Source organism: Nocardiopsis mangrovi, assembly GCF_042653925.1.
Lineage (GTDB): Bacteria > Actinomycetota > Actinomycetes > Streptosporangiales > Streptosporangiaceae > Nocardiopsis_B > Nocardiopsis_B mangrovi.
The window spans coordinates 44,735-71,592 of the sequence record NZ_JBHSFQ010000011.1 but is presented as its reverse complement, the minus strand read 5'-3'; the positions used below and the strand labels follow the sequence as shown (position 1 = coordinate 71,592).

Genomic DNA, 26,858 nt, shown 5'->3' with positions numbered 1-26,858 from the left:
GACTTCTGCGCGGGAGCCGCCTGAGCCCGTGCCGGTCTCAAGCCCGAGCACTCCTGCCCCCGAGGGGTTGTCCACAACCTCACGACGCGCGTTGCAGCCGCCGGCGCACCTGCGGTGTCCTTGATCCATGCCGGACCTCTCGCATGTGCAGGCGCTCGCCGATTCCCAGCACGGGGTGGTGTCCCGTGCGCAGGCGGTGGAATGCGGGCTCAGCGCGGGGCAGGTCGACCGGCTCGTCCGGCGGCGCGAATGGCGGCGGCTGCGCACCGGCGTCTACCTCGTCCGGCGCGACCCCGCGCCGCCGGCGCTCGCGGCGCGCGTCATGGCGGCCCAGCTCGTCCACGGCCCGCGGGCGGTGGCCGTCGGACCCACGGCCGCGCGGCTCTGGCGACTGCAGGGGCTGCTGCGCGGCCCGGGCTACGACCACGTCCACCTCACGGTCCCGGACCGCGGCGGATCGGTCAGCACGGGACTGCGGCTGCACGGCTGGAACGTCGAACCCGGCGAGGTCACCCTGCGCAAGGGGATCCGGCTCACCACGCCCGCCCGCACGCTGCGCGACACCGTCCTGCTCGCCGACCGCGACTCCGCCGTCAGCGTCATCGACTCCGCCCTCAGCCAGGGACTCGTCGACCCCGGCGACCTCCCGGCCCTCGCCGCCGCCAACACCGGCCGCGTCCGCGCCCCGCGCTCACGCCCGTGGTGGGAGCTGGCCGCCTTCGGCGCCCAGAGCACCCTGGAAACCCGCCTCCGCCTCATCTGCCACGACGCCGGCATCCCGCCCGAAGCCCTGCAATACCCGGTCCACGACTCCACCGGCACCGTGGTCGGCCACGCCGACCTCGCCTGGCCCAGCTGGGGCGTGGTAGCCGAGGCCGACGGCCACGGCCCCCACAGCCTCCCCGGAGCCCTCTACACCGACCGCCGCCGCCAGAACTCCATCGTCACCACCCCCGACCACCTCACCCTCCTCCGCTTCACCTGGAGCGACCTCCACCACCCCAAAGAAATAGTCGCCATGATCCTCGATGCCCGGAACAGCCGCGCCACACCGGCCGGAACCACCCCACCTGCCGCGGCACCGTCCTCCGCCGACCCACCCCCATCGCAGGAAGCCCTGCCTCTCGGCGGATCGCCTGTGCCGCATCCCCAACCGCCACGTCGGGCCCAACCCCCCACGTAGCCGCCCGACCGTGCGCGGGCCGCCGCGATTCCGGCGCGCGAACCATGCCGCCCCTCGCTCCCGGACCCGCCACCCCCCTTCAGGCCGTGTCCGCTGGCCAGGTACGCCCCCGACGTCTCAAGGAGCCGGACCGTGTTCCACGCCCCTCGATCCGTCACCGGCTTCCACGGCCCCGGGAGGGTGCCTCTACCGGTGATCTCAGCAGACGCCTACCTCGGCATCTGCCATTCCGCCGCCCGGATGGCCGGGTGGCGGCTCACCGATTGGGTCCCCGCATCGGTCACCCCGAGCTTCCATCGCGCCGGTCTCGAACGCCGCGGCACCTACCGCGTGGTCGCCTGCCATGCGACGGTCCCTTTGCCCGCCATCGGCGAGTCGTATGCCCCACGGCAGGCCGCCACTTTCACCCCGGCCTCAGAACCCCGCCTCGCCGCCGCCCTCACCACGGTCTCCCGGCTGCGTGTCCTGACGGCGGCCGAACTCGCCACCCCTTTGGCGTCCATCGACCTGTCGGCCCTCGCCGCGGCCGAACACGCCCAGATCGCCTACTGGGATCCGCCGGACCTCGCCGCACTCGTCTTCAACGAATGGGACTGAGTGCGGGAACGACCCTCGGTACGCCCGGCGGCCGCTTCGGCCAGATCATCGAGGAGTAGCCGGGCCACGCGTTCTTCGGGCACGGACTCCGCGTGTTCGCGCATCGCCCCGGCCAGTTCCGGGTCCCAAGGAGCATCGGTGATGCGACCAGGCGACAACCGTGTCGCGGGTGCCGGACCAGCGCACGCGACTGTGTAATCCGCGGTCGCCATGCGCCACGGCCGGGCGCCCGTCTTCGCCATCACGTAGGCCGCGATACGCACACCGGCACCGTCGAAGTCACCGTGGTAGCGCAGCTCACTTCCGTTCGATGACAGGCGGCGCAGCAGTGCTACAGCGGCACTGTTCGGCCAGCCCGACACGCACACCAAGGGCGGGCAACTCGGACCGAACCGGCGCTGGGCGAGCGCCAGGACCGATGGGTTCTCCACCACGTGGATCACACGCGCATCCACGACCGGGCCGGGGGAGGAGCGCAGTTGGTCGAGTGTGACGATGGCGGCGGTTCCGGCGGCAGACCACGCCCTCAGCGTGGTCGACAACGGATCATCGGCTGTGGGGCGCAGCCCGAGCACCAGCACATTCGTCGAGTGGGCATCGCAGTCCACTCCGAATACGGCCCACAACGCACGCCTCTGCTCGGCATCCTCGGGCGGCGGCTGGTCGCGCAGCGCGGCCAACGCGCGCAGTACCAGTAGAGGCAGCCGTCCGGTCCCGTCGAGGGCGTGGGGATCGCCCGTTGCGCGCTGTGCCAGAGCGGGCAGCGGGAGACCATCCTCCAGCGGGAGCATGGCCACGATGGCGAGAGCCTGGTCCACCATGGCGCGCACGGCTTCGTGGTCGCCGCCCGCGCCATCGGCGCGCACCTTGTCGGCCCATGCGTGCAGCGCCGGCTCGGCCGTCACCACGGGATGCCCGGCCAACCAGGCCCAAAGCTCATCGGTGTCCTTGGCCCGCTTCGCACGCTCCGCGGCGCGGTCGCCGATGGGCGCGACGAGGGCCTCCACAGCGGCCCGCGTGTCCAGGCCGCTGGAGGCCAGCGCCTGATCCAGCCGGTCCAAGCGCACGCGCACCGAGGCCCCCGGATACGAGGACAGCCCCAACAGATCCGCGAGCGCTTGCTGGGAGCGGAGATCCAGCCCTTCGAGGAGGACCGTTCGCACTGGCCGCCCAGAGGAGAGTTTTCGGTGCAACTCCCGCCACAACGGCAGCAGCCCGGGGTCGTGCAGGTGATCCAGGTTCTCCAGCCGCCCTGGCCCGTTCACGCGACACGCTCCCCGGTGTCCTCCTCGACCGCTTCCAGATCTGCCCCGGTCCACACCCATCGCGCGCTGGTGACTGCGTCGTCATCGTCGCCCGGGATGAGCTGGTGGATCGCGATACCGTCGAGCTCCGCGTAGGTGCACCACTCGTGGTCGCTGGTCAGCACCAGATCCAGGCCGAGCGCGCCCAGCAGCGCGAACACCTGTCCGCGGTTGGTGGTGTCCACTCCCACGAACACCTCGTCCAGCAGGATGAACCTCGGCGCGGCCGGATCGCTCTCGTAGTGAGCGGCCACCGCCGCGAACAGTGGGAGGTGCAGCGCAATGGCCTTCTCCCCGCCCGAGAGCTGCCCGTGAGCCCGCCGGGTGAGCTCTTGCCATCCCCGGCCGTCGGCCTTGTCGAGTTCGACGGTGAAGCGGTGCCACCTCGTGTAGTCGAGGACCTCCATGAGGTGCTCCTCCCACCCGGTGGTGGTATCCGCCGAGCGGGCATCGTCGATGCGATCGCGGAAGAAGCGGTGCAGCGCGTCGCGGTCGTCGTCGTCCAGCGTCTGAGGGCTGCGCAGCAGGAGGTCGCGTACCTGCGCAGTGCCCTCGGGAGCGTCGGGTGCGACGCGCCAGCGCAGGCGCACCGAGATACGCGAGGCGGTACGCACCTGCTGGAGGCGGCGGTTCATCCCCTCCACGAGGGCGTCGGCCTGGCGGATGCGGTCGGCGAGGTGGCGCCGGGTATCGCCGGTGAGGGTCCGGTCGAACAGTGCCCGCTCTTCGGCCGACAGGTCGGTCGCGCGCTGCTGCTGCTCCGTATGCAGGGAATCGCGCAGCCGGGCCGCTCCCATGCGCAGGCCGTTCACGCGGGCGCTCAGGACGTGGACGTCCTCGAAGGCGTCCAGCTCCAACTCGATCCCCGCCAGCGTTTGCCGTGCGTCGTACACGGCCCCGCTGAGCCTGCCGAAGGCGGCTCGGATCCTCTCCTCGGTGGTGTCTTGGTGAATCTCTGCGGCGATGGCGCGCGCAGCCTCCTGTGTCGCGCGCACAGGCGCCTCAGCGGCGAGCTCCGCCGCGATTCCGGCGTCGTCGCGCAGGGACTTCGCCATGAGGGTGCGCAGCCGCTCCGCCTCGGTGTCACGTCGCTCGACCGCGCCGGCCCGCGCCTCTCCGAGACTGATGACCGACTGCTCCAGTTTTCCGATCCGCCTCTGGATCTCCGCCTCCCCGGTGTGCAAGGAGCCCGCCTCGTCCTGGTGCGCGCGCAGCCGGGCCTCGGCCGCACCGATCCGCTCGACGACCTCCCGATGCTCCACCCCGAGGGTGCTTTCGACCGCGGAGAACCTCTCGGCGAGGAGCGCGGCTTCGTTCTCCCCGGCCACGGCTGCTTCGGCGCTCTCGTGTGCCTCCTCCTCGCTCTCGCGTGCCAGTGCTTCGGCGTCTTCGGCCTGCCGTGTCAGGCTGCGCGATTCGGTGACACGGTCCAGCCAGGTGTCGGCGAGCGCGCGCACGGAGTCCAGCTCGGACGCCAGGCCGCTCAGTGCGGAGTCCTCGACGGGCAGCCTGTGGTGGGAGGCCAGGGAATCGCACGTGTCGGCCGCCGCCTTAGCGGTCCGCGACTGCTCCTGCACCCGCGTGCGCAATCGGGCCGCGGAGTCGCGCAGGATCGCGAGAGCGCGCTCCGCCTGCTCCACCGCGCGCCGCGCCTCGGCGAGCGGGGTGGTCGACGGGCGGCGACGCACCTCTTCGGCCAAGTCGTCGCGTCGGCCGTCGAGCACGGAGAGGGCCGCCTGCTGCTCGCCGATACGGCTCTCCACCCGGCCGATGTCCGCGGTCAGTTCGCCGATCGCCGCGCGGCGGGCGCGTTCGCGCGCGGCGGCGCCGACATAGCTCGGCTCGGGTTTGGCCCAGCGGCCCCACAGCGGACCCGTGCGCCACCCCCCGTCCAGGCAGATGACGACGTCACCGCTGTCCGTGCCGGCGTCGCGGATCGTGTCGTGGACCGCGACCGACGCGAGGAGCGCGGCGGTCGCCGCGGTGGGGACGGCGGCGTCGTCCTCCACCTCCAGCACATCCAGCAGGCTGCGGCCGCGAGCAACCCTTGCGGTGGGGGCGCCGAACACGTCGTGGACATCGTCCGCGACGCGGACGGTGCCATCGGGCAGTATCCAGGCGTCGAGCAGGCCCGACGCTTCCAGGGCGGCCTCCAGCCCTGCCTGCGCCGTGGCCTGCACGCCATCCGTGAACCGGACGAGGCGCCACAACGGGGCGCCGGGAAGGGAGTCCCGGTGCGTTCCGCGCGCATACGGCACGGGCGGCAGCACCTCGGCCTGGTCGCGCAGACCGGCGAGCCGCCCCGCCAGCTCGTCGCGTTCCGCCCTCAGGACCGTGACGTCCCTTGCCCGTTCTGTCCTCTCGGCGGTGAGCCGCTCCGCCGCCCGCATGCGCGCGGTGGCGACGAGGTCGCCCACTGCGTCCCCGTCGATCGACGACTCCAGGGCCTCGGTGTCGAGCGGTTGCAGCTCGACGCACGACAGCGCCCACGCCTCCAGCGACTCGGACACCCTTGTGCGGACGGCCTCCAGGGCCGAGCCCGCCTCCTCCCTCTGGCCGTCCAGCGCATCGATGGAGTCGGATGCGTCGGCGAGGTCGGACTCCAGATCCGCAAGGCGGACCGACTCGGCCCGGTGGTCGGCCACCGCTTGGCGCACCTCCGCGATCTGCACCGACCGGCTGTCCAGCGCGGCACGGAACGAGCGCCTTGCGCGTGGGACGCCCTGCTCATCGCCGACTGCATGATCGCGCGCTTGGGCGAGCCGGTTGTCCATCCCGATCCGTTCGGCAGCACGGGCCGCGGCCCCGTAGGCGCCGACCGCCGCCTGCTCCTGGCTCCGCGCGTGGGTGCGCAGTTCGTCGGCCGTCGTTCGGCGCCCGGCCGCCTGGCGGCTCCGCCTGGTCGCCCCGCTGCGCAGAGACTCCGCGCGGATGCGGGCGCCTTCGGCCTGCTCACGCAGCCGGTCGATGTCCGCTCCCGCCTTGAAGGCTTCGCTTTCGCGCAGCCCCGAAATCTCCCCCGAGACCTGCGCGGTCTCCCGCTTCAGCGCCGCCTGGCGCCGTTGCAGTTCGTCGAGCTCGGTGGTGGCGGCGGCCCTCTGCTCGTTCGCGGCGGTCTCTTCGCGGGTGCGGCGGTCCATCTCGGTGGTGGCCGAGATGAGCCGTGCGGCACCGGCGCGGAGGACATGCCGTGCGTAGGTGCGCTGCCGTGCGGCGAGGCGCTCGGCCACCTCCACTTGCGCCGCGAGATCGGCGAGCTCTTCGCGCTGGCGGTCCAACCGCTCGAAGCCGTCGGCGATATCGGCGAGTTCCCCGCGTCCCAGCGGAGGCAGGGCGCTGGAGAGCAGGTCGGACAGCAGGGCCGGGTCCAGCCGTTCCGACAGCTTCGGCGTGCGTAGCTGGAGCAGCGCGGTGATCAGCGAGTCGTAGCGGGCCTCGCTCAGCGAGGGGTAGAGCATGCCGCGTACACGGGCGCGGTAGTCGTCCGGACCCGAGTGGACGGTGCCGGCCGTGCCCAGGGCCTTGCGCAGCGCGTCCCTCGTGAGCGGGGCGCCGTCGCCGGTGACCAGGGAGATACCGTGCCCGACCCGGCCGGAACAGGTGAAGTAGGCGGCATGCACCTGCCGGGTATCGCGAGTCGCCTGGAGGCGCGCACCACACGTGAACCAGTGCTCCGCCCCGTTCTCCACGCGCTTGAACTCCAGCCACACATAGCCGACCCGGCTCGCGCCCGGATAGCCGTGCCCGATCATGTTCCAGTGCATGACCCGTTCGTTCCCGCCGAACGTGGACAACCGGTTGGGTCGCAGGCTGGCGTCCAAGAGGAACGGCAGCAGCAGCTCCAGCGCCTTCGACTTCCCGGTGCCGTTGCGTCCGCGCAGCAGCAGTCGCCCGTTATGGAAGGTGAAGACCTCGTCGTAGTAGCGCCATACGTTGAGGATGCCCGCCCGTGTCGGTATCCAGCGGCCGTCGCGTGTCTGCTCGGGGGCCTCGGTGATCACGGTTCCTCCTCGAAGGCCGTGCCGTCCACGGCGTAGCGATGGGCCGCTGGCAGGGCGTACAAGCGCGCCGGATCGCCCGGACCGGCGCTCCAGGCGGCCAGGCCGAAGCCCACCAGGACGGCCGAGGCCGAGTCGGCCAGCTCGGTGGCGCCCCCGGCGGACCGGTAGGACTTCGCCCACGAGGGCCTGCGCTCCATCAGCCGCGCCACTTCGGCGGCGAGCTCCGTCGCGGGCACGGGCTCGACGGCGTGCAGCAGCACATCGAGGAGCAGAAGGGCGGTCTGCTTAGCGGTGTCGCCCTCGCCGGGGAACCGGGTGTCCGTCGCGACCGCCGCCGTGTCGACGAGCAGGTAGCCCTCCGCTCGCTCCTCCAGGCTGAACCCCGCCTCTTGGGCCATGCGGTGGATCAGCGATCTCCCGGTCACCGTCGCGGCGTACTCCGCCTCGGCGGGTGAGAGGTCGGAACGGTAGACCACGGGGTCGTCGAGGAGGCGGCGCATCACCGAGTGCCGCGCCCACAGGTTGCGCTGGTTCAGCGACGCCTGGGTCTCGTCGGAGCCGGCCCTTGCCGGGCCGTAGCGCTCCTCATGCACCAGCGCCGTCAGGTCAGGGGCCTGGAGCCCGTTCGACGCAACGCGTGAGGGCGGCACCGGGGCGCAGAGGAGACGGGTCAGCCGCACGGCGTCGGCGCGGTAGAGCACCTTGGCGTCGGTCTCGGTGAGGTAGGACTCGGTCACTCCGTCGAGGGCCGTGATCGCGCCGTAGCGCTCCAGCAAGAGGAGCGCGTCGACGTAGGCGGAGCGCTCGGCGCGGCTCGACGGATCGAAGCCGGGAACGGCGTCGTCGGCGGCGCAGGCGTGTGCGACCCGCTCGGCCAGCAGGCCGATGGTCGTGCGGCCGACGGTCAGGAGTTCGGCCGCCGCCAGGCACAGGAGCGTGTAGCGGCGCCGGTCGAACGCCTCCCTGGCCCCTCGGACCCGCCGCGCGGGGCGCGGCACGTCCAGGTGCGAATCCGCGGCGCGCACCTTCGCCAGGCGCGCGTACCCCTGGCGCGGCTCGACGGTCAGCCGCCAGCCGCAGAAGTAGTCGAACCACCTGGTGAGTTCGGTGCGCCTGCGCCGGACGAGGGTGAACGCCGCGTCGTCGACCTCCCGTGTCAGCAACGGGACGATCAGCAGCGTCCGGATCGCCCTCGCCATGTCGTCATGGGTATCGATGACCTTGCGGTTGGCGGTCTTCACGCAGGCATCCCCCCGGAGACCGACACCACATAGTCGGGGCCGGTGAACGTGCCGCGCGGGGTGCGCAGGGTCGCCTCGCTCTCGTCGCGCGGCGGATACAGGACGATCTCGAAGCGCCCGTCCGATGTGCCGGCGCGCCGCATGCCATCGGAGGCGGGTGGTTCCGCGAGGGCGAGGCCGAGCAGGTCGAGCAGCCGTTCGAAGAGCGTGTGCTCCAGGGTCGCGAACGTCGACAACCGCACAGGGCCGTCCGTCGCCAGTGAGCGCCAGGCGGCCTCGATCTGGCGTCGCTCCTCCAGCGCGGCGGCGCGCCGCGCCGCCCGGACCGCTCCGACGTCGCGCACCCGCGCTGTGCGCCCGATGTGCTCGGCGCGACCGGACGTGCGCAGCTTCGGCGACACGTGGACAGGGTCGGCCTTGGCCCATTCCGTGCCGGGGGCGATCAGTTCGGCGTCGTCGTGGCCGAGGTGCGCGTGCCGTGCCGGGGAAAGCCCGAAGGCCGCCGCCCACAGCCGGTGCAGGTCGCTTTCGCTCTCGGCGGTGGCGAACCAGCGGGCGGCGGTCCGGAAGTCCTCCGCGGCGCTGGAGGAGCGCCGCCGCGCATCGACGATCCGGTCCAGGGTCTCGAGCAGCGAGACGATCGCCTGACGTGCGACCTCGTGCAGCCGCCGCACGCCGGTCTGGCCATCGGGCGAGGCCGCGAACCAGGAACGCAGACCCTCCCACTTGTTGCCCCGCGCGGCCAGCCAGTCGGTGCGCGTCTGCTCCGACGCCCCCGGCGGGAAGTTCGCGCCGTTCAGGGCACGCATGCGCAGCGAGAGAGTGCTCTGGGACTCCACGCGGTCCAGCGCATCGCCGATCCTGCCGGCGCGCATTTCGAGGTTCTCCAAGAACTCCTTCAGATAGCCGACCGTGGAGTCCTTCACCGAGTGGAAGGTGGCGAAGTCGACCTTGTCGACGCGCAGCAGCCGCTGGAGTTCATTGTTGAAGCGCTTGGTGTTGTCGCGCAGCGAGTCGAGGTGGCCTTCGAGTTCGAGCAGTGCAGTGAACACCTGGGGGTCTTCGGTGGGGTCGGCTCGCTTCAGAAGAGCGTGCAGTCCGTCGAGGCGGTCGGCGATCGCGTCGAGGACAGCGGTCTGCAGCGCGCCGCTCTCCTTCAGCCGGGCCAGCATGTGCACGGCGCCGGCGAACTCCGCCTCGCCGCGGGGGGTGAGGGAGTACTGCACGTTCTTGCGTTCGAAATCCACCGCGGTCCCGTGGGAGGCGCCGTAGTTCTGGGACGCCTCCAGCAGGTGCAGATGTCCGCTCAGGTGCCGCAGCGCGGCTTCCACGTCGTCCTCACCGACGACGTCGAGGAACCCGACATCGGCCAGCCGCCGGTGCACATCTTCGGCCACCAACGCCGTTTCCAGGCGTTCATTCGCAGCATTGAACACATGCAGAACCGCGAAGTAGAGATCACGCCGCGACCCGGCGTTGAACTGGAACGCATCGCCCGGTAGCCGCTCGAAGTCGCCCATAGAGACCGATGCCCCTCCCCTCTCTCGCCGTACCGGCCACGGTAGCCGCCGCTTCAGGCACCGCCTACGACGACGAGATCATCCGTCCCGCATCCTCCGGAGACCGGAATACCTTCGCTCACTGGTCTCTGCCTGAGGCCGCCACAAGGTGAGAGGCGTGCGCCTCACCGGTATGCCATCACCCCGCATGCCCCCCGGTCCTGGAAACCCCGTGATGGCCGAATCCGGACAAGGTCCTCGGTGAGGGACGGTGCGCGGCTCACGACATCTGTGAATGCGGCTGCGCGACGATCATCTTCGCGATCACGTCGATCTGGGCCAGGACCGCCGCGGGAGGCCGGTCGAGCTCGAGCTCGTGCTGGTGGATCACGACGCCCTCCTTGCCGTTGAAGCGGTGCTCCTTCGCCCTCACCCCCGCGCCGGACGCGTAGACGAGGTGTCCTGAGCGGAGGTCCAGCGCGGTGCAGTAGGCGAGGGCTTGATAGAGGTCGGTCGGGTTCCCGCCGGAGTCGCGTCCGACCTTGTACTTGGCGTCCACGACGGCCCGGGGGTACTCGGTGCCGTTGGGGCCGGGGGCGTCGTAGACGAGGTCGGGTATGAGCTGGACGGTCCGTGCATGGTCGAGGTAGGTGCGCGTGTCCTGGGGGTGACAGCTCCCGCCGTACGGGCGCAGCGCGTCGGCGAGCGCTTTGGTCACGAAATCCTCGAAGACGTCGTGCATGATCATGAGCAGCCCGTCGACCGAATGGATCTGCCCATCGGCCGTTTCAAAGGAGTTGCCGCGCAGCACGACCTCCGCGAGCCCCAGGACCGACCAGTAGCCGGCGTTCAGCCGCGTGGCGATCCACCTGGGAGCGGCGGCGCCGGGGTGGAGCCGGGCGACGCCCGGCAGCCGCCCGACGACACGGTGCAGGAGCCGCCTCGTCGTGGTGTCGACGTCGGGAAGGGCGAGCAGACGTTCCGCCGCCGTGAGGAGGATGCGGTTCTCCGGTGTGTCGATCGTGGGGTCGCTATAACTCACCTCGACCGGCAGGGCCATGCCGAAATGCCGGTTGACCTGGTCCGATGTTCGGATCTGACCGCGTACCACCGGAAGCGCCTGTTCGACGGTGCGATAGCCCATGAGGACGTTCCTCGCCAGCGTCCGTTCCGCCATGCGAGCGAAGACGTCGGCGAGTGCCGGCAGCAGCTCCTCGTGCTCCTCGACATGGAGTTCGTGGTCCTGCCACCGGAGCCGGCTGTAGGCGTAGCCGGCCATGAACAGGATGCGCTTGATCGGCAGCTTCGGCCTGATGCGCAGTTCGACCGCGCCTGCCCCGGAGCCGACCACGGTCGCACCGATACGGCTGGTGGAGGCTTTGACCCGCCGCAGTGCCTTCCCCTTCTGCTCGACTTTGACGAGTCGGCAGTCGCGAAGGGTCGCCCACTGTGCCTCACTGAGTCCGGGGCACTCTTCGGCCTCGCCGTACTCGATGAGTTCGACCCTTCTCACTGGGCGGCCTCATCCGCTTCAGAGGGAGCGACCAGCCCGAGGTGCGCGCGTAGCGACGCCAGCCCGTAGCGCTCGGCCGCGTCCGTACCGTCGCCGTAGTGGTGCTCCTCCAAGAGGGGCAGGATCTGGTGTTGCCACACCCGTTCCAACCCCTTCGCGTCCTTCTCGTACAGAGCCTCCCGCATGAGGTAGGAGTGGCCGATCTCGAACTCGGGGTCGCCGATCCGCGTGTTCAGTTCGGTGAGCAGACGGGCGGCATCGTCGGGGAACCCGCCGTTCTCCAGCCAGCGTTGGAGAACGGAACCGTCCACGGACGCGCTGGGGCGCAGGGCGACGAACCAGAATCGCCGGCGCATGGCGGCGTCCATGAGCGCGATGGACCGGTCGGCGGTGTTCATGGTCGCGAGCAGAACGAGGTTCTTGGGGAGGGTGAAACTGATCCCGGACTCGGACCTGTAGAGCAGCTCCACCGACCGGTCCCGGTACTCCAGCAGGAAGTAGAGCTCACCGAAGATCTTGGCCAGATTGCCCCGGTTGATCTCATCGATGATGAGGACGAAGCGCTCGTCGAGCCGCTTGCGGGCGGCGTCGGCGAGCTTGCGCAGCGGACCGGGGGTGAGCTCGAATCCGACGCCGCCCGTGGCGTCGCTGCGCCGCGGCCGGAACCCTTCGAAGAAGTCCTCGTAGGAGTAGGCCGGATGAAACTGCACCAGCTGCACGTTCTCCGGCTTGCCCCCGGTGAGATGGTCGGCCAGGGCCTGTGCCACGTAGGTCTTCCCGGTGCCGGGCGGCCCGTGGAAGATGAGTTGGGGCCGGTCGCGCAGGAGTTCGACGCATTCCTGGAGCCAGTCGACCTCGAAGTGGACCTTGTCCGCGAGGCGGGCGTCGGCATCGGGCAGTTCGAAGGAACGCGCGGTCACCGGCTGTTCCGGCTCGTCGCCGAGGAGCCGTTCCAGGTCGCCGGCGAACTCGGTCAGGTCGATCAGCGCTGCGTCGGGGTTGGCGAGGCGATTGGCGGCTTCGGGGGGCAGATCGTCGACGTAGTCCAGCGGGGCGGCGGGGTTGTGCCAGCGCACGCGTCGCTGCATGTTGGCCCGGCCGCCGCTGCTCGCCGTGAAGGCGGCGGGGCCGTCGACCACACCGATGTAGACCGAGGTGCCGTCGTTGGTGAGGACGATGTCCCCGACCCGCATCCGGCTCAGGAAGGCGTGGAACTCGCGGGTGATCCGCCCCCGTTCCAGGGGGCCCAAGTGGTCGTATCCGGCGGCGACCGCCGCACCCACGGCGCCCCGGGGCGCTCCAGGCTCCATTTCCGGCAGCCGGGCGGCGTCGAGCGAGCACATCCCGCTCGGGAGCCAGAACGAGCGCACCAGGTTCTCGCCGTGCACGTTGGATCCGCGGACCAGCCAGGCCCGGCGTTGGGAGTCGTCCTCCTCCTCGTCGTCGGTCGGAACGGCGTCAGCGAGGTAGTCCGTGAGGTCATCGGAGGTGATCCGGTTCGCCGGGAGACCCCGCCCGTCGGGACCGAGGATGCCCTCCTGCTCCAGCAGCCCCTCCAACTGCGCGCGTTCTTCATTGGTGAGATGAGCATGACGCGAAGGAGCGCCCGTGCCGTCGAGCACCCGGTACCATCCCTCCGGGCGGGTCCCGTACAGATGCTGCACGATGAAGTCGGTGGGCAGCTCCACCGCTTCGGCGAGGTCGTCGTCCTTCACCCAGGCAGCCTCAGGCATCAAGGCCAGAACCTTGGTAGCTTGCTCGACCTGCGCGGACCGGCGGTAGAGGAACGCGTATCGCTTCGTTCCTCGATCGAACCACTCGCCCATTTCGGGGTAGGCGGTAAGCGACCAATAGCCGGGACCGGTCAGGTACCAGATGCCATTGCCGTCCTTGCGCAACCAGCCGATTTTCACCAGTTCCGCCGACCGCCAGCGAAAATGACGCTCTGGCCCGAGCTTGTCGTTGACATGGATCGCCCACTCTTCCGTCAGGGAAGGCAGATCTCGGGTGACCTCATACCACAGCTTTTTGATGTGCATGCCCTTGGGGTGGCGCGCCAAGATCGTCGCCCCCGTGTAGAGGCTCTGGCGGCTGAGTTCTTTACGCGTGGGCATGCCGGGGATTCTCCTTGAGGTGTGGGGGACTCCGCTACCACCATGATGCCTGCGAGTAGCGACTTTTTGCGGCGGAAGTGCCCGTGGCCGACGCGGCGGTTCCAGGGTGGACGAATTACGGCGACGATAGCGGGTAAGGAAGGGGGCTCTGATTAGGCAGCCAGGCCACGGCTACCGGTGTGAACGGCGGGTACGGCGTCGACACCGACGACCTCGACCTCGACACGCCATTGTTCGAGAGTTTTGGCGGCATGCACCAAGGTCACCTGGGAGAAGGGAAAGAGGGTGTCGGCGGTAAGTTCGGCGCCCTCCTTCAGCAAGATCGCGAAGACGACCTTGGCGGGCTGGAAGCCTTCGGGTAGCCCATGTCCCTTGCGGACCTCGGCTACCTTCTCGGCGAACAGCTTCATGCCCTCTGAGGAGTACTGGAGGGTCTGAATGGCGACAAGCGCCTGGCTGAAGAGATGGCTCAGCGCATCCGAGCCTTTGGCCCGTTTCACCATGATCAGGACATTGTCCGGGCTCAGTAGATCGCAGACCTCCACGCCGTTACGCCGGTGCAGCCCGGTCTGGACGTTGTTGCGGTCGAAGCAGGCGTAGCCAGGCCGCTTGTCCGGCACTGACTCGTTGTACGTCTTCTCTGAGTCCCCAAGGACCCACGGAGGCAAGTCGACGGATGGCGAGTCGGTGATGAGCCGCTCGACATGCGAGCGGATCGCCTTCAGGTACTCCTTGCCGATCTCGTACCAGCATCCGTCCATCAGGAAGAACCGGCGAGAGTCGAGGCGAACCTCCGCCTCGATCCAGCTCAGCACATTCGACGACCAGATGACATCGGTCTTCTCGGCTCGGCTGTGCCGGTAAAGGGTGACCGTCCCGGCTCGGAGGGCGACGACTCGATTCCCCCTGCGCTGCACGCGTGCCCGCTCGAGTACGTACGGCAGGCTGAAGTCGTCGGTGGGCTGCCCCGCCGTGTAACTGTTGATCCGGATTCGAAATGTGCGAGCCGCTGCGTAGTCGTCCCAGTGATCGGCTGGGACCGCGGCGGCGATGCGTCCGTCAGGTTCCTTGCCGAGCTGGTCGTCGAGGGCATCCTCCAGCCGCGACACGAGGCCTTTGTCCTTGACGGGAACGACGTGCTCGACGAACTCGAGTCCCGGGCTGGGCACCTCGTCACGAAGTACGCCGGCGATTGCGCGAATATCGGTGACCAGGTCGGCAGCGTCAACGCCGAGCCGCAGCCGCAGGCCGACGCCACCTTCGGCGCTGGAGACCTTCGTCGGATTGTCCCGGGAGATCGTGAGGTTGATCCCCTCCAGGCGGCCGCCAAGGCGGCGCACGATCTGGGCGTGTTCCTGGATCCCCAGGCTCCACACCGGCGCTCCATCCGGCACCAAGGTGATGTCCGTGCGACCCCCACCCGGTGTGTGCGACACCAGGTCCCGGATCCTGCTGGGGTCCACCCGACGAGACGCGAAGCGCAGCCCGAACCGCTGGTCCTTGAGGCGGTCGGGGATGAGACGGAATCCCTGGTCGTAACCGATGGCGTAGACGTTGCCGTCCACCGCGAGCATCAGTAGACCGGCCGAGCGATTGACGGGCCGCGAGACGACGCATCCCGTCGTGCGGAAGACCTCGTCGCACCAGCTCGCAACAGAGTGCTCGAAGCCGCCGCTGACCAGGATCGCCGGCACCCCGAGGCGCTCGGGGACGGCCAACTCCGCGCCGACCGCTTCCAATTGGTCCGGATCGAGAGCGTCGAACATCGCCTCGATGGTCGGGGCGACATCCCTGAGCCGGTACAGGGTGCGCGTGGAGGTACTGGTCGCCATGGTGCCACTCCTCGATGACTGCTTCAGGGCATGGGGAAGACCGGGAGTCCGGGGAGAGCCCCGGGAAACCAGTGAAAGCGCCTCAAGTAGAGCGCAGACTGAAAGCACTGTCAAATGCTTCCGTTGAGTGGGACGTCGGTATAAGGTGACGGTGTCCAGCAGGTCTTCACCCCCACCAATGGCAGGAGCTCATGAGCCAGCAGGTCAGCGTCCTCGTGACCGCAGCCGACATCTCCCGCCTGGCGGGAGTCACGCGTGCCACGGTGAGCAACTGGCGCCGTCGGCACTCGGATTTCCCGGCCCCGGTGGGCGGAACGGACACGAGTCCCACCTACGACCTCAACGCCGTACGCGCCTGGCTCGCCGACCGCGGGCAGCTCCCCGAGGACTCCCCTGCTGACAAGCTGCGGACCGACGTACTCCACTTGGAGGCGGGCAGCGGAAAGACGTTCCTGATCTCTACTGTTCTTGCGGCCGCTCTGCTCAGTCGGCGGCGGCTCGACGCCTTGCCGGAGTTACCCGACGACGAATTGCTGCTATGGGGCAGGTCGGCTCGAGGTGACGTGGGTGAAGATGTTCCTGGGGGAGACGAAGCAGATCTGGACGACGCCGAGTCCGCCGAATTGCTGCGAACGGTTCTGCGTGCGGTCATCGCCGAGGGTCCTGAAACCACTGCTGCCATTCTGGCCAGGCGTCTTGTTGAGGACTCTGGTGCGTCAGGTACGTACACCACTCCAGCACCCCTCGCCCGCCTCATGGCCGAACTGCTCCGGGACAGGGCGGATGCGCCCCTCGGTACGGTGCTCGATCCCGCCTGCGGCAGTGGGTCTCTGTTGGTGGAAGCGGCCGGCGCTGGTGCTCGGAAGTTGTTCGGGCAGGACATCCTGACAGGTCAGGCGGCCCACGCGGCGGTTCGACTGCGGTTGACCGCCCCGAAGGCGAAAACCACGGTCCGGTCGGGGGACAGCCTGCGCTCTGACGCATTTCCCGATCTTGAGGCGGACGCCGTGCTGTGCAACCCGCCCTACGGCGTCCGCAATTGGGGCCACGATGAGCTGGCCTATGACGAACGCTGGGCCTATGGCGTCCCCCCTAAGGGAGAGCCCGAACTCGCATGGGTCCAGCACTGCCTCTCTCACCTCGCGCCAGGGGGTCGTGCGGTGCTTCTCCTTCCACCGGCTGTAGCTGAGCGTGCCGGCGCCCGCCGGATTCGGACTCAACTTCTGCGTGATAGCATCCTCCGCGCCCTAGTCGCTCTCCCCCCGGGAGCGGCTCCCCCTCTGCATATCGGTCTGCACCTGTGGGTGCTGGAGCGGCCTGGAACGCAAGGCCATGTGCCCGAAAACGTCCTGTTCGTTGACGCGGCGAACGACGTCGTCGCTGACGGCCGAGGGCCGGACTGGGTTGGTCTCAGACAGACCGTGCTGTCGGCATGGCGGGAGTATGGCCAAGCATCCGACGATTTCACGGGGGTGCCGGGTACCGCTCAAGTGGTCCCACTGATCGACCTTCTCACTGAAGTGGCGGATCTGACCCCGGCACGTCATGTCCGAACGGTCCGAAACTCCGCCTCTCCCGAACAGCAAGCCCGGAACGGGAAGAGGTCGCTCAACCTCGTGTACCGAGAGGCTTCGGAGCTGATCCGCGTCACCGAGCATGCGACATGGCCACCGTCCGGCGAACAGCCGCGCGAATGGCGTACCGCTACAGTCGCCGACCTTCTACGAGGCGGCGCACTCACCCTGCTCCACGCTTCGCATCCAGGGCGTCGAACGCGAAGCGGAGAAAGTCGACGGACAGAGCATGTCCGGCCGCACCCCGCCCCCGAATCCGCACAGCGGCTCGTGCTCCTGACCGCGAACGATGTTCTCGAAGGTCGACTCGCGTCTGGGACAAAGACGTATTTCTCTCCGGACGGGCTTCCGCCGATGATCAAGAAAGCCGACGTGCTGCTTCCTGAGGTCTTGCGTGGTGGCGCACCCCTCGTCGCTCGCGTCGCGCAACCTGAAGAAGCGAGTTGCTACCTCGGGCCCGAGCTTCTGCTCTTCCGTCCGGACCAGCGCCGGCTGGATCCATGGTTCCTCGCCGGGTTCCTGGCAGAGGAGCAGAACATAAATGCCGCGGTCACAGGCACGTCGATCGTCCGTGTCGAACCCCGTCGGCTGCGGGTACCGCTGCTCCCGTTAGCCGAACAGCGGCGCTACGGTGAGGCGTTTCGGCGCCTGTACGACCTGCATGCTGCCGCCCGCCGCACAGCTCACGCGGCGGAGGAAAGCACCCGAATACTCAAGGCAGGGCTCACCGGCGGCGCGTTGCTGCCGCCTCGCCATGAAAAAATGTGAATCCCCCGCGGCGATAAGGTGACTAGTCACTCGTACTCCCCAGTATTCGCCTTGGAACACCAGACCACTGGAAGGACCCAACCCCCTTGAACAGCAGCAAGCACACGGAGCTGGCGAACCACGCCTGGTCCGTGGCCGATCTCCTGCGCGGTGACTACAAGCAGTCCGACTACGGCAAGGTCATCCTGCCGTTCACCGTGCTGCGGCGCCTTGAGTGCGTTCTCCAGCCCACCAGGGACAAGGTCATCGAACGGCTGGTCGCCTTTGACGGCCAGATCATCGACACGGACCGCTTCTTGAGGCGAGCTTCTGGCCACTCCTTCTATAACACCAGCGAATACACGCTTAAAAAAATCCTTGCCGACCCCAAAAACATGGCTGGCAATTTGGAGGAGTATGTCGCCGCGTTCTCTGAAAACGCGCGTGAGGTACTGGAGCGGTACCAGTTCACACAGCAGATCAAGCGTTTGGACGCGGCGGACCTTCTCTACAAGGTCATTGAACGGTTCGCCGACATAGACCTGCGCCCGGTTCTACGCGACGCGGATAACAACGTCGTGAAGGGCGAAGACGGCAAACCCATCTCGATCGTCTCCAACCATCAGATGGGATATATTTTCGAAGAGCTCATCCGCCGCTTCTCCGAACAATCCAACGAGACCGCCGGTGAGCACTTCACACCGCGCGAGGTCATCGAACTGATGGTCAACCTGCTGGTGGCGCCGGACGCCGATGTACTGAGTGTGCCGGGAACCGTGCGCAAGGTCCTGGATCCTGCCTGCGGCACGGGCGGCATGCTCAGTGCAGCGGAGGAACACATCACGACGCTGAACCCGGACGCCACGGTCGAGGTGTATGGACAGGAGCTCAATCCCGAGTCGTGGGCAATCTGCCGTTCCGATCTGATGATCAAGGGGCAGGACCCTGAACACATCGTTTTCGGTAACTCGTTCTCCGCCGATGGGCACAATCAGGCGAAGTTCGACTACCTGCTGGCCAACCCGCCGTTCGGCGTCGAGTGGAAGAAGGTCAAGGACGAAGTCGAGCACGAGCACAGAGTAGAAGGAGAATCCGGCCGCTTCGGAGTCGGCCTGCCACGGATCAGCGACGGCTCACTGTTGTTCCTCCAGCATATGGTCTCGAAGATGAAACCCGTGGACGCGGCGGGTAAGGGCGGAAGTCGCGTGGCCATCGTCTTCAACGGATCCCCGTTGTTCACGGGGGCGGTCGAATCCGGCGAGTCTAAGATCCGCCGGTGGATCCTGGAGAACGATTGGCTGGAAGCCGTCGTAGCCCTGCCGGACCAGATCTTCTACAATACGGGAATATCAACGTACTTTTGGATCCTGACGAACCGGAAGTCGCCTGACCACAAAGGCAAGGTCGTGCTTTTGGACGCCCGCGACCACTGGCAGAAGATGCGGAAGGCGCTGGGCAACAAGCGCAAATATGTCACACCGAACCAGATCAAAGAGATCACTTCCCTGTACGCAGAAGCGCTGACGGTCGCCGAGGACTCGGAGCACCCGCTACACGACAAGGTGAAGGTCTTCCGCAACAAAGAATTCGGTTACCGACGAATCACGGTCGAGCGCCCGCTGAAGCTGCGTTTCGAGCTTACGGAAGAGACGCTCGCAGCATTGGCAGTATCTAAGCAGATCCAGAAACTTCCCAACGCAGGCGCCTTCCTCGACGCCTTGAAAGCCGTGAATGGCCGATGCTGGGGTACGAAGTCGGAGGCGTGGCTTGAACTCAGGGACGCGGTGGTTGAGGCTGGTCTGCAATGGCCCACAGGTGCGCCGTTCAACAATGCGCTTCGAGACGCGCTCAGCGTACGGGACCCGGACGGCGAGGTTCAGTTGGTCAAGGGCTTCCCAGAGCCAGACCCGGAGCTGCGGGACCACGAGAACGTCCCGCTGGATGAGGACGTGGAAGAATACCTGAAACGTGAGGTGCTGCCGTACGCCCCCGATGCGTGGATCGACCACAGCAAGACGAAGGTCGGCTATGAGATCCCGGTCACACGCCACTTCTACGTGTACAAGCCACCGAGGCCATTGGCGGAGATCGACGCGGAACTGAAGGTGCTGGAGGCGGAGATTCAGACGCTACTGGGAAAGGTGACGGAATGAGAAATTGGATTCCCCTCAGGCGTGTTTCTCGAATATCATACGGTGATTCACTCGCTTCCGACGTGCGTGTCGATGGAGAATTTCCGGTTGTGGGATCAGGCGGTGTATCCGGGACCCATATTTCCCATAATTTCAAGGGGCCGGGAATCGTTATCGGTCGCAAAGGGAGTTACGGTTCAATCCATTGGATCCCAACCAATGGGTTCGCCATCGACACCGCATATTTCATCGATCGCCGACTGACATCAGCGCATCTCAGGTGGCTCTACTATGCTTTGCAGGCCGTAGACTTGCGTGGCGCTTCCCAGGACGTCGGCGTTCCAGGACTCGCTCGCGAGACGGCTTATGAGGTGTTATTGCCTGTTCCGCAGTTTCTTGAGGAACAGTGCCGCATTGCCGAATTTCTTGACACCGAAACTGCACGGATTGATTTGCTGACTTCAAAGAAGCTCAGCCTTCTCTCGCTTCTCGAAGAAAGAATCGACAGTCGGATTCTTGATCTCATTGGCGCCAGTAATTTGGCGAAGTCCGAATTGAGTCGATCCGTTTCGCCAATTCGCAGGCTGCTGAAGAAAATGAATAGGATGCCGAAGCCCGACGCGCATCCTATTACCGCATTCAGGGATGGTCAGGTTACTGCCAGATTGCTTCGTCGAACTGATGGCTACACACTTCCGTCGTCCACCGAAGCGGCGGGTCAATTTGTCGAACCAGGCGATGTAGTAATTCATGGGCTCGACGGATTCGCAGGCGCAATCGGCACATCTGAAGCATCTGGAAATTGTAGTCCAGTGTATCATGTATGCACGCCCCTGGATGGTGGTGACCCTCTCTTTCTTGGCAGGCTATTGCGCGTGCTCGCGATTACCGGATATTTGGGACTCTTCGCTACAAGCACACGGGAACGAGCGGTTGATTTTCGTAACTGGGATCTCTTCGGAAGAATTCCAATTCCCCAAGTCCCTCAGCAGGAGCAGAGAGAAATTGGCGCATGGATCAGTTCGATTCGGCCACTTCGCGTCGCAATTGATCGATCGAATGCCCTTGCGGTTGAGCGTCGTCAAGCCCTCATCACCGCTGCTGTAACCGGCCAGTTCGATGTCTCCACTGCAAGCGGACGCAACGTAACGGAAGGAGTGGGAGCTTGATGCCCTCCGCTCATCGCGAATCCGCCTTCGGCGCTGCCATCGTCTCCGCCATGCTGGAGCGCGGTTGGGAAGAAGGCAGTCCACACGACTACCGCCCAGACCTCGGCCTTGACACCGGCCGCCTGTTCGCCTTCATCGGTGCCACCCAGCCCGCCGAGTGGAATGAACTCCTCTCCCTCTACGGCAACAATCCGGATGCCGCGCAGCTCGGGTTCGCCAAGAGGCTTGGCCAGGCGATCGTCACCGACGGTATTCTCGATGTCCTCCGCAAGGGCGTGAAGGACCGCGGCGTGCGCATCCGTGTCGCGTACTTCAAGCCCAATCTCGTCCTGTCGGACTCCGTCCTCGATACCTACCGGGCCAACCGGCTCACCGTCGTGCGTGAACTCCAGTACGCCACCAAGCAGGCCGACCAAGGAAACCGCCTCGACTTGGCCCTGTTCCTCAACGGCATCCCGATCGCCACCGCCGAGCTGAAGAACCCGCTCAGCGGACAGGGCGTCGAGCGGGCCAAGGCGCAGTACCGCACGGATCGAGACCCGACCGAGCTGATTTTCTCGCACCGCTCCATCGCGAACTTCGCCGTCGACCCCGATCTGGTCTTCGTCACGACCCGCCTCCGCGGGGCCAAGACGCAATTCCTCCCATTCAACACCGGTTCGCAAGGTCCGGGTTGGCCCGGCGGTGCCGGCAACCCGAAGCCCTCCGCCTACGGCACCTACGCCACTTCCTATCTGTGGGAGGAGATCTGGCAGCGGGATAACTGGCTGGACTTGCTGGAACGGTTCGTTCACCTTCAGAAGTCCAAGACGCCGGGCGGAAGCGCCACCAAGTCGATCATCTTCCCCCGCTACCACCAGTGGGACGCCGTCAGGAAGCTCACCGCCCATGCCGCCCGCCACGGCTCGGGGCACAACTACCTCATCATGGCCTCTGCCGGCTCGGGCAAGTCGAACACCATCGCCTGGCTCGCCCACCGGCTCAGCGACCTGTTCACGGCATCCGATGCGGTCGAAGGTGTGCAGCCCGGTATCCCGGTCTTCGACAAGGTCATCATCATCACCGACCGTCGGAACCTGGATGCCCAGCTCCGGGAGACCGTGGGAAGCTTCGAGCAGACCGCCGGTCTCGTGGCGAAAGTGGACGAAAAGCACGGAGCGAAGTCTGAACAGCTCGCCAAGGTGCTTTCGCGGGGAGGTGGGAAGATCGTCACGGTCACTCTGCACACCTTCCCCGCGCTCCTCGACTACATGAAGCGCAACCCCACCGAGATCCACGGCAACAAATTCGCCATTGTCGTCGACGAGGCGCACTCCTCCCAGTCCGGTGACGCGGCGACCGCAGTTCGGGCCGCCCTGCGCGACCTCGGTCTGGATGCCGACTCCGACGAGGCGGGGTCGACGTCCGTCGAAGCGAAGCTGGTGCAGAAGGCCGAGCAGCGCAGTCAAGCCGCGAATCTCTCCTACTTCGCGTTCACCGCCACTCCGAAAGCCAAGACGCTCGAACTCTTCGGCACGCCGGACACCATCGAAGGGGACGCGAAATACCGGCCCTTTCACACCTACTCCATGCAGCAGGCGATCGACGAGGGGTACATCCTCGATCCGCTGCGCAACTACGTCACCTACAACACGTACTGGAAACTGGTCAGCGAAAACCCGGACGACCGCGAGGTCGACGTGTCCAAGGCGAACCCTCTCCTCGCCAGATTCGCTCTCACCCACGACTCGACCGTCGCCCAGCACGCCAAGGTCATCGTCGAGCACTTCCGTGCGCACACCGCGGGGCGCCTCGGCGGAAGAGCCAAGGCCATGGTGGTCACCGCCTCCCGCCACAGCGCCGTGCAGATGGCCCGCGCTATCAAGCAGCACAGCGGCGATATGGCGTACCGGGGGATCGGCGTGCTCGTCGCCTTCTCCGGCACACTCACCTACGAGGGTGAAGAGGTCACCGAGTCGAAGGAGAACGGTGGACTCCCGGAGAGCGCGCTGCCCAAGGCGTTCGCCTACACTCGTGCCGACGACAAAGCCGTCCGCTCCGGAGGACCAGGACAGCCCGAGTACCGCATTCTCGTCGTCGCCGACAAGTACCAGACGGGGTTCGATCAGCCTCTGCTGACGACGATGTACGTCAATAAGAAGCTCACTGGTATCTCAGCCGTGCAAACGCTTTCTCGCGTCAACCGCACAGCGGAACGCAAGGCCCAGGCCGACTTGGCGGTGCTGGACTTCGTCAACGAGGCCGAAGACATCAAGGACTCCTTCCGCCCTTATTTCGAGGAGGCTGAGACACTCCCTTCCGATCCGAACCTCCTCTACAAGGCTCAGAGTCGGGTGATGCCGCCGCCGGATATCCTCGTCGATCAGGAGATGCAGGAATTCGCGGAGGCGTATCTCGCGGCCGAGGAGAAGGCCGGCGGCTCCCAGGACACATGGAAGAAATTGCACGCCGAGCTGTACCGGCTTCTGGAACCGGCCGTAGGTCGTTTCGTCGACCAGATCGACGACGAGGAGGAAGACGGGGACGACGCTGCCGAACAGTTCCGGGCTGACCTCAAGGACTACGTCCGTAAGTACGGCTTCCTGGCTCAGATCGTCCCCTATCGGGACGCGGAGTTGGAGCGGCTGTATCTGTATGGTCGGCATCTGCTCAACCGGCTCCCACCGCGCGCCAACGGCGGAGTGGATGTAGGCGACCTGGATCTGTCCCACCTGCGGGTGGAGCAGACAGGTGAGCACGACCTCAGTTTGTCCCCCGAGGGAACGGCACAGCTGCCCGGCTTCGGCGACGGCTCCGGTGGCGCCAAGGACGAGGAGAAGTCGCTGCTCTCCGAGCTGATCGAACGCTTCAATGAGAAGTTCGGCACGGACTTCAACGAGCAGGACGTCATTCAACCGTTCAAGGAGGCCGTGGCTGATCCCAAGGTGCGGCTGGCTGCCGTGGCCAACAATGACACGGAAAACTTCGGGGTCGTCTTTGACGACGTCTTCGAGGACAAGATGGCCGATCACATCGACAGCATCGCTGACCTGGGTCGTCAGTACTTCGGGGCGGACAAGAGCTTCCGGAGTTCACTCAATCGCAGTGCCCGCAGCGCCGCCTGGCGTCTAATCCGTGACCAGGAGGGTGTCGTCGACGACGTAGCCTGATACCTCCGTCAAGCGTTTCGGAGCGGTCAGCCCGCGGAGGCCCGAGGCGGTTTTCCAGCGCAGCACCACATGTCCCATGACCCTTCGAACACGAGCGCAAATCGGGGGAACGATTGTCAGAGGAGCCGATCGCCGGGCGTTACGAGCTAATCGAAGAGATCGAATCCGGCGGCATGGGCGCGGTCTGGCGTGGCTATGACGCTGTACTCGACCGGCAGGTGGCCGTCAAACTCATCCGCCCTGACAAGATCGATTCACTCGAACAGGCCGAGATCTTCGCGAAGCGTTTTCAGCGCGAAGCCCGGGTCACGGCGCGCATTCGTCACCATGGTGTGCCCCAGGTTTACGACGCGGTCCTGGACCGCTCATATGACCGCGTCTACCTGGTGATGGAACTGGTGCAGGGTTTCTCTCTGCGGTCCTTCATCAACCCGAGCACTCCTCTGCCCGTCACATGGGCCGCAGCCATGGCCGCGCAGATCAGCACGGTTCTCTCGCACGCCCATGCCGTTCCAGTGGTCCACCGGGATCTCAAACCGGACAACCTCCTGGTCACGGGCGAAGGCGCCGTCAAAGTGCTGGACTTCGGGATCGCGGCGATAGTCGGAAAGAACGTCACACGGCTCACCAAGGTCGGGGAAACTCTGGGCACCAGCCAGTACATGGCCCCTGAGCAGGTGCGGAACATCAAGGTCACTCCGCGCAGTGACCTCTACGCCTTGGGCTGCATCCTGCACGAACTGCTCTGTGGACACCCGCTGTTCGACGGTGGGACCGACTTCGAACTTTGGCAGCAGCATGCGTCTGCACCGCCGCGCCCGCTGCGCGAGTTGCGTGCGGACGTTCCCTTGGAACTCGAACGACTGGTTCTGGACCTGCTGAAGAAGAACCCCGAGAAACGTCCAAGGGACGCATACGCGGTATACGAGAGACTCCTGCCTTTCCTGCCCGTGCCCGGTTCGCAGCCGCCACCGGCGGATGGGCGGTCACTGGGCGTCCCCGACCCGACCATGATGTACCGTCGGCCGAACGCGCCGTTCCGTGGCGATACATCGTCCGTGGTCCCCACCTCCGCCCCAGCTGACACGGACCAACCTGCGGTCGCCCCGGAAACCGGGTTGCACGACGCCATCAAGGCCGCGATCAAGCACTCCCGTGCACTTTTGAACGAGGAGCGCTACGCCCAGGCCGCACATGTCCTCCGCGAGGTGATCACCCGTGCCGCTGATGCTCTCGGTGCAGAGAGCCCTCAGTTGCTCACGCTGAGAAAGCGCTGGGCCGCTGTTCTCGTTCTTGGTGGACGTTTCGGTCAGGCTCTGCCCGAGTTTGATGCTCTGACGGCGGCCTACGTGCGGACCGCCGGACCGGCCAGTCCTGACGCGTTGCAATGTCGTCATCAAGCTGCCAACTGCCGTGCTGAACTCGGGCAGTCGACAGTGGCGCTGAAGGAATTCCGCGAGGTTCTCGACCGAATTCGAACCGCCGAAGGCGATGCGTCCGACACTGCTCTGGAACTGCGCCGCAGCATCGGCGTACTGCTGCTGGCGGAAGGCGATACGGATGCGGCGTCCGAGATCCTGGAGCCGCTCTACGCGGACCTGTGCCTCGTCTATGGCCCGGAGCATGAAGACACTCAAGAAGTCGTGGACATCCTGGCCCACCTGCGCCTTGACGAGGACTGACCACCCGTCGATTTCGGTCCCGTCCCTGTTGTAGGTTGATCGCTTTACTACGGAATCCACCGTGGCTTCTGCGTGACTCCCAGCGACTGCGACCGATTCTAGACGCTGGAGTGTCCTCAGTCGGGAGTGTCAGTTTGAGGGATCTGTCCCGCCTTGGGGTTGCGCCATGTGGTGCTGTGATCCCCGTGAGGGTCCGAGACCACCCACCGTCGTCCCGTCCCGTCGCGGTGAGATGGCGGATGCACGGGGCAGCCGAGTCCGGCGAGTCGATAGGGCCCGGTGGAAAGCAGCGTCGAAAACGACGGGACGCACCGGAACTACCGGGCCGTGCGAGTTCGGCAATAGCCCTTGATATCGCGGTGCCGGCGAGGCCCGGCTGAACGTCCGCGCAAGGACAAGGACAGGCAACAGGCGAGCCGCACCATCGACGGCGTCGAGCACTGGTACCTGCCGACGGTCGTCAGCTCCCTGTCCTCGGTGAGCGTCACGGCCTCGGCGAGGCCCGCCTGCGACCCCGGAGGAGCACCGGAACGCCGACCGGCGCCTTGACCAGGCGGCCGCAACGGGCGGCTACCTTGTGATCAAGACCTGGCTGGAGGACGCGGAGCGCGCCCCCGCCCTGCTGAGCGGGCGCACGGACGTCGTCTCCTTCGAGGTGTCCGCTGAGTTCGGTGCCATCCTGACCGCGATGATCGAGAAGTGCGGCGGCCCGCTGTGGAGCATCGTGGTCGACGTGGACCGCCCCGGAGGACCGCCCGAGTTCGGCAACATGGCGGCCGAGGCATGCGTGTGACTGGGAGAGCGCATCCGCGCCGCAGGTGCCGACCCCCCTGTCTTCCTGGACGGCGCCGCTTCGCTGACCCGGTACCCGGCCGGGCGCCGGCTGCTGAGCACCCTGACCCAGGAGGCCCGCTAAAGCGGGACCGCCCCGTACGGGATATGGCTCCTCAGCCCGATGCGCAATCCGCAGCGGTCGGCGATGCTCGATGACGATCCGGCGGGCACCATCACCGAGTCCGAGCAGATGGAACTCCCTCGGGGTGACGCCACCCGGAAGCGGCATTGGCCGGACAATCGGAAAGGCATTCCCTGCCGGACGCGTCCAGTAGCGTTACCGGTAG

General features: G+C 66.7%; 15 protein-coding genes. 8 read left to right on the top strand and 7 right to left on the bottom strand.

Annotation, left to right across the window (positions count from 1 at the left end; genetic code table 11):
• Positions 1–127: 127 nt before the first annotated feature.
• Positions 128–1,183, top strand: a complete 1,056-nt coding sequence (locus ACFO4E_RS13415; protein ID WP_378574411.1) for a type IV toxin-antitoxin system AbiEi family antitoxin domain-containing protein — start codon at positions 128–130, stop codon at positions 1,181–1,183.
• A gap of 192 nt (positions 1,184–1,375) precedes the next feature.
• Positions 1,376–1,780, top strand: coding sequence for a hypothetical protein (locus ACFO4E_RS13410; RefSeq protein ID WP_378574409.1), 405 nt, complete (start codon positions 1,376–1,378; stop codon positions 1,778–1,780).
• Here ACFO4E_RS13410 and ACFO4E_RS13405 read toward each other — a convergent pair.
• The 7 genes from ACFO4E_RS13405 to ACFO4E_RS13375 all read right to left on the bottom strand — a co-directional run bounded on the left by ACFO4E_RS13405 (position 1,729) and on the right by ACFO4E_RS13375 (position 15,284).
• A complete protein-coding gene (locus ACFO4E_RS13405) occupies positions 1,729–3,045 on the bottom strand; it encodes a TIGR02679 family protein (protein ID WP_378574408.1) in 1,317 nt (438 codons plus the stop codon). The two genes, ACFO4E_RS13410 and ACFO4E_RS13405, sit on opposite strands and share 52 nt — an antisense overlap.
• Positions 3,042–7,085, bottom strand: a complete 4,044-nt coding sequence (locus tag ACFO4E_RS13400; RefSeq protein ID WP_378574406.1) for a TIGR02680 family protein — start codon at positions 7,083–7,085, stop codon at positions 3,042–3,044. Before ACFO4E_RS13400 ends, ACFO4E_RS13405 begins: the two co-directional genes overlap by 4 nt.
• Positions 7,082–8,326: a TIGR02678 family protein gene (locus tag ACFO4E_RS13395; RefSeq protein ID WP_378574405.1), complete on the bottom strand. Its 1,245-nt coding sequence runs from the start codon at positions 8,324–8,326 to the stop codon at positions 7,082–7,084. Before ACFO4E_RS13395 ends, ACFO4E_RS13400 begins: the two co-directional genes overlap by 4 nt.
• Positions 8,323–9,846: a TIGR02677 family protein gene (locus ACFO4E_RS13390; RefSeq protein ID WP_378574403.1), complete on the bottom strand. Its 1,524-nt coding sequence runs from the start codon at positions 9,844–9,846 to the stop codon at positions 8,323–8,325. The genes ACFO4E_RS13395 and ACFO4E_RS13390 overlap by 4 nt, the downstream gene beginning before the upstream one ends.
• Positions 9,847–10,105: 259 nt before the next feature.
• The gene (locus ACFO4E_RS13385; protein WP_378574400.1) at positions 10,106–11,338 is read right to left on the bottom strand and encodes an McrC family protein; all 1,233 of its coding nucleotides are present in this window, start codon (positions 11,336–11,338) and stop codon (positions 10,106–10,108) included.
• On the bottom strand, positions 11,335–13,452 hold the full coding sequence (locus tag ACFO4E_RS13380; RefSeq protein WP_378574399.1) for an AAA family ATPase: 2,118 nt from the start codon (positions 13,450–13,452) through the stop codon (positions 11,335–11,337). The genes ACFO4E_RS13385 and ACFO4E_RS13380 overlap by 4 nt, the downstream gene beginning before the upstream one ends.
• Positions 13,453–13,604: 152 nt before the next feature.
• A complete protein-coding gene (locus tag ACFO4E_RS13375; protein ID WP_378574397.1) occupies positions 13,605–15,284 on the bottom strand; it encodes a TIGR04141 family sporadically distributed protein in 1,680 nt (559 codons plus the stop codon).
• A 191-nt stretch (positions 15,285–15,475) separates the two neighbouring features.
• Between ACFO4E_RS13375 and ACFO4E_RS13370 the strand changes: the two genes are divergently transcribed.
• The 6 genes from ACFO4E_RS13370 (at position 15,476) to ACFO4E_RS13345 (ending at position 26,530) form a co-directional block, all read left to right on the top strand.
• Positions 15,476–17,626 (top strand): N-6 DNA methylase, encoded by a 2,151-nt coding sequence (locus tag ACFO4E_RS13370; RefSeq protein WP_378574395.1) that lies wholly within the window; start codon positions 15,476–15,478, stop codon positions 17,624–17,626.
• Positions 17,627–17,712: 86 nt separating this feature from the next.
• Entirely contained in the window at positions 17,713–19,758 is a 2,046-nt protein-coding gene (locus ACFO4E_RS13365; protein WP_378574393.1) for a type I restriction-modification system subunit M, read from the top strand.
• Positions 19,759–19,820: 62 nt separating this feature from the next.
• A complete protein-coding gene (locus tag ACFO4E_RS13360; RefSeq protein ID WP_378574392.1) occupies positions 19,821–20,906 on the top strand; it encodes a hypothetical protein in 1,086 nt (361 codons plus the stop codon).
• Entirely contained in the window at positions 20,906–24,055 is a 3,150-nt protein-coding gene (locus ACFO4E_RS13355) for a type I restriction endonuclease subunit R (protein WP_378574549.1), read from the top strand. The genes ACFO4E_RS13360 and ACFO4E_RS13355 overlap by 1 nt, the downstream gene beginning before the upstream one ends.
• 113 nt (positions 24,056–24,168) lie before the next feature.
• Complete coding sequence (locus ACFO4E_RS13350; protein WP_378574390.1) at positions 24,169–25,737, top strand: serine/threonine-protein kinase; 1,569 nt, start codon at positions 24,169–24,171, stop codon at positions 25,735–25,737.
• Positions 25,738–26,314: 577 nt separating this feature from the next.
• On the top strand, positions 26,315–26,530 hold the full coding sequence (locus ACFO4E_RS13345) for a hypothetical protein (RefSeq protein ID WP_378574388.1): 216 nt from the start codon (positions 26,315–26,317) through the stop codon (positions 26,528–26,530).
• Positions 26,531–26,858 lie beyond the last annotated feature (328 nt).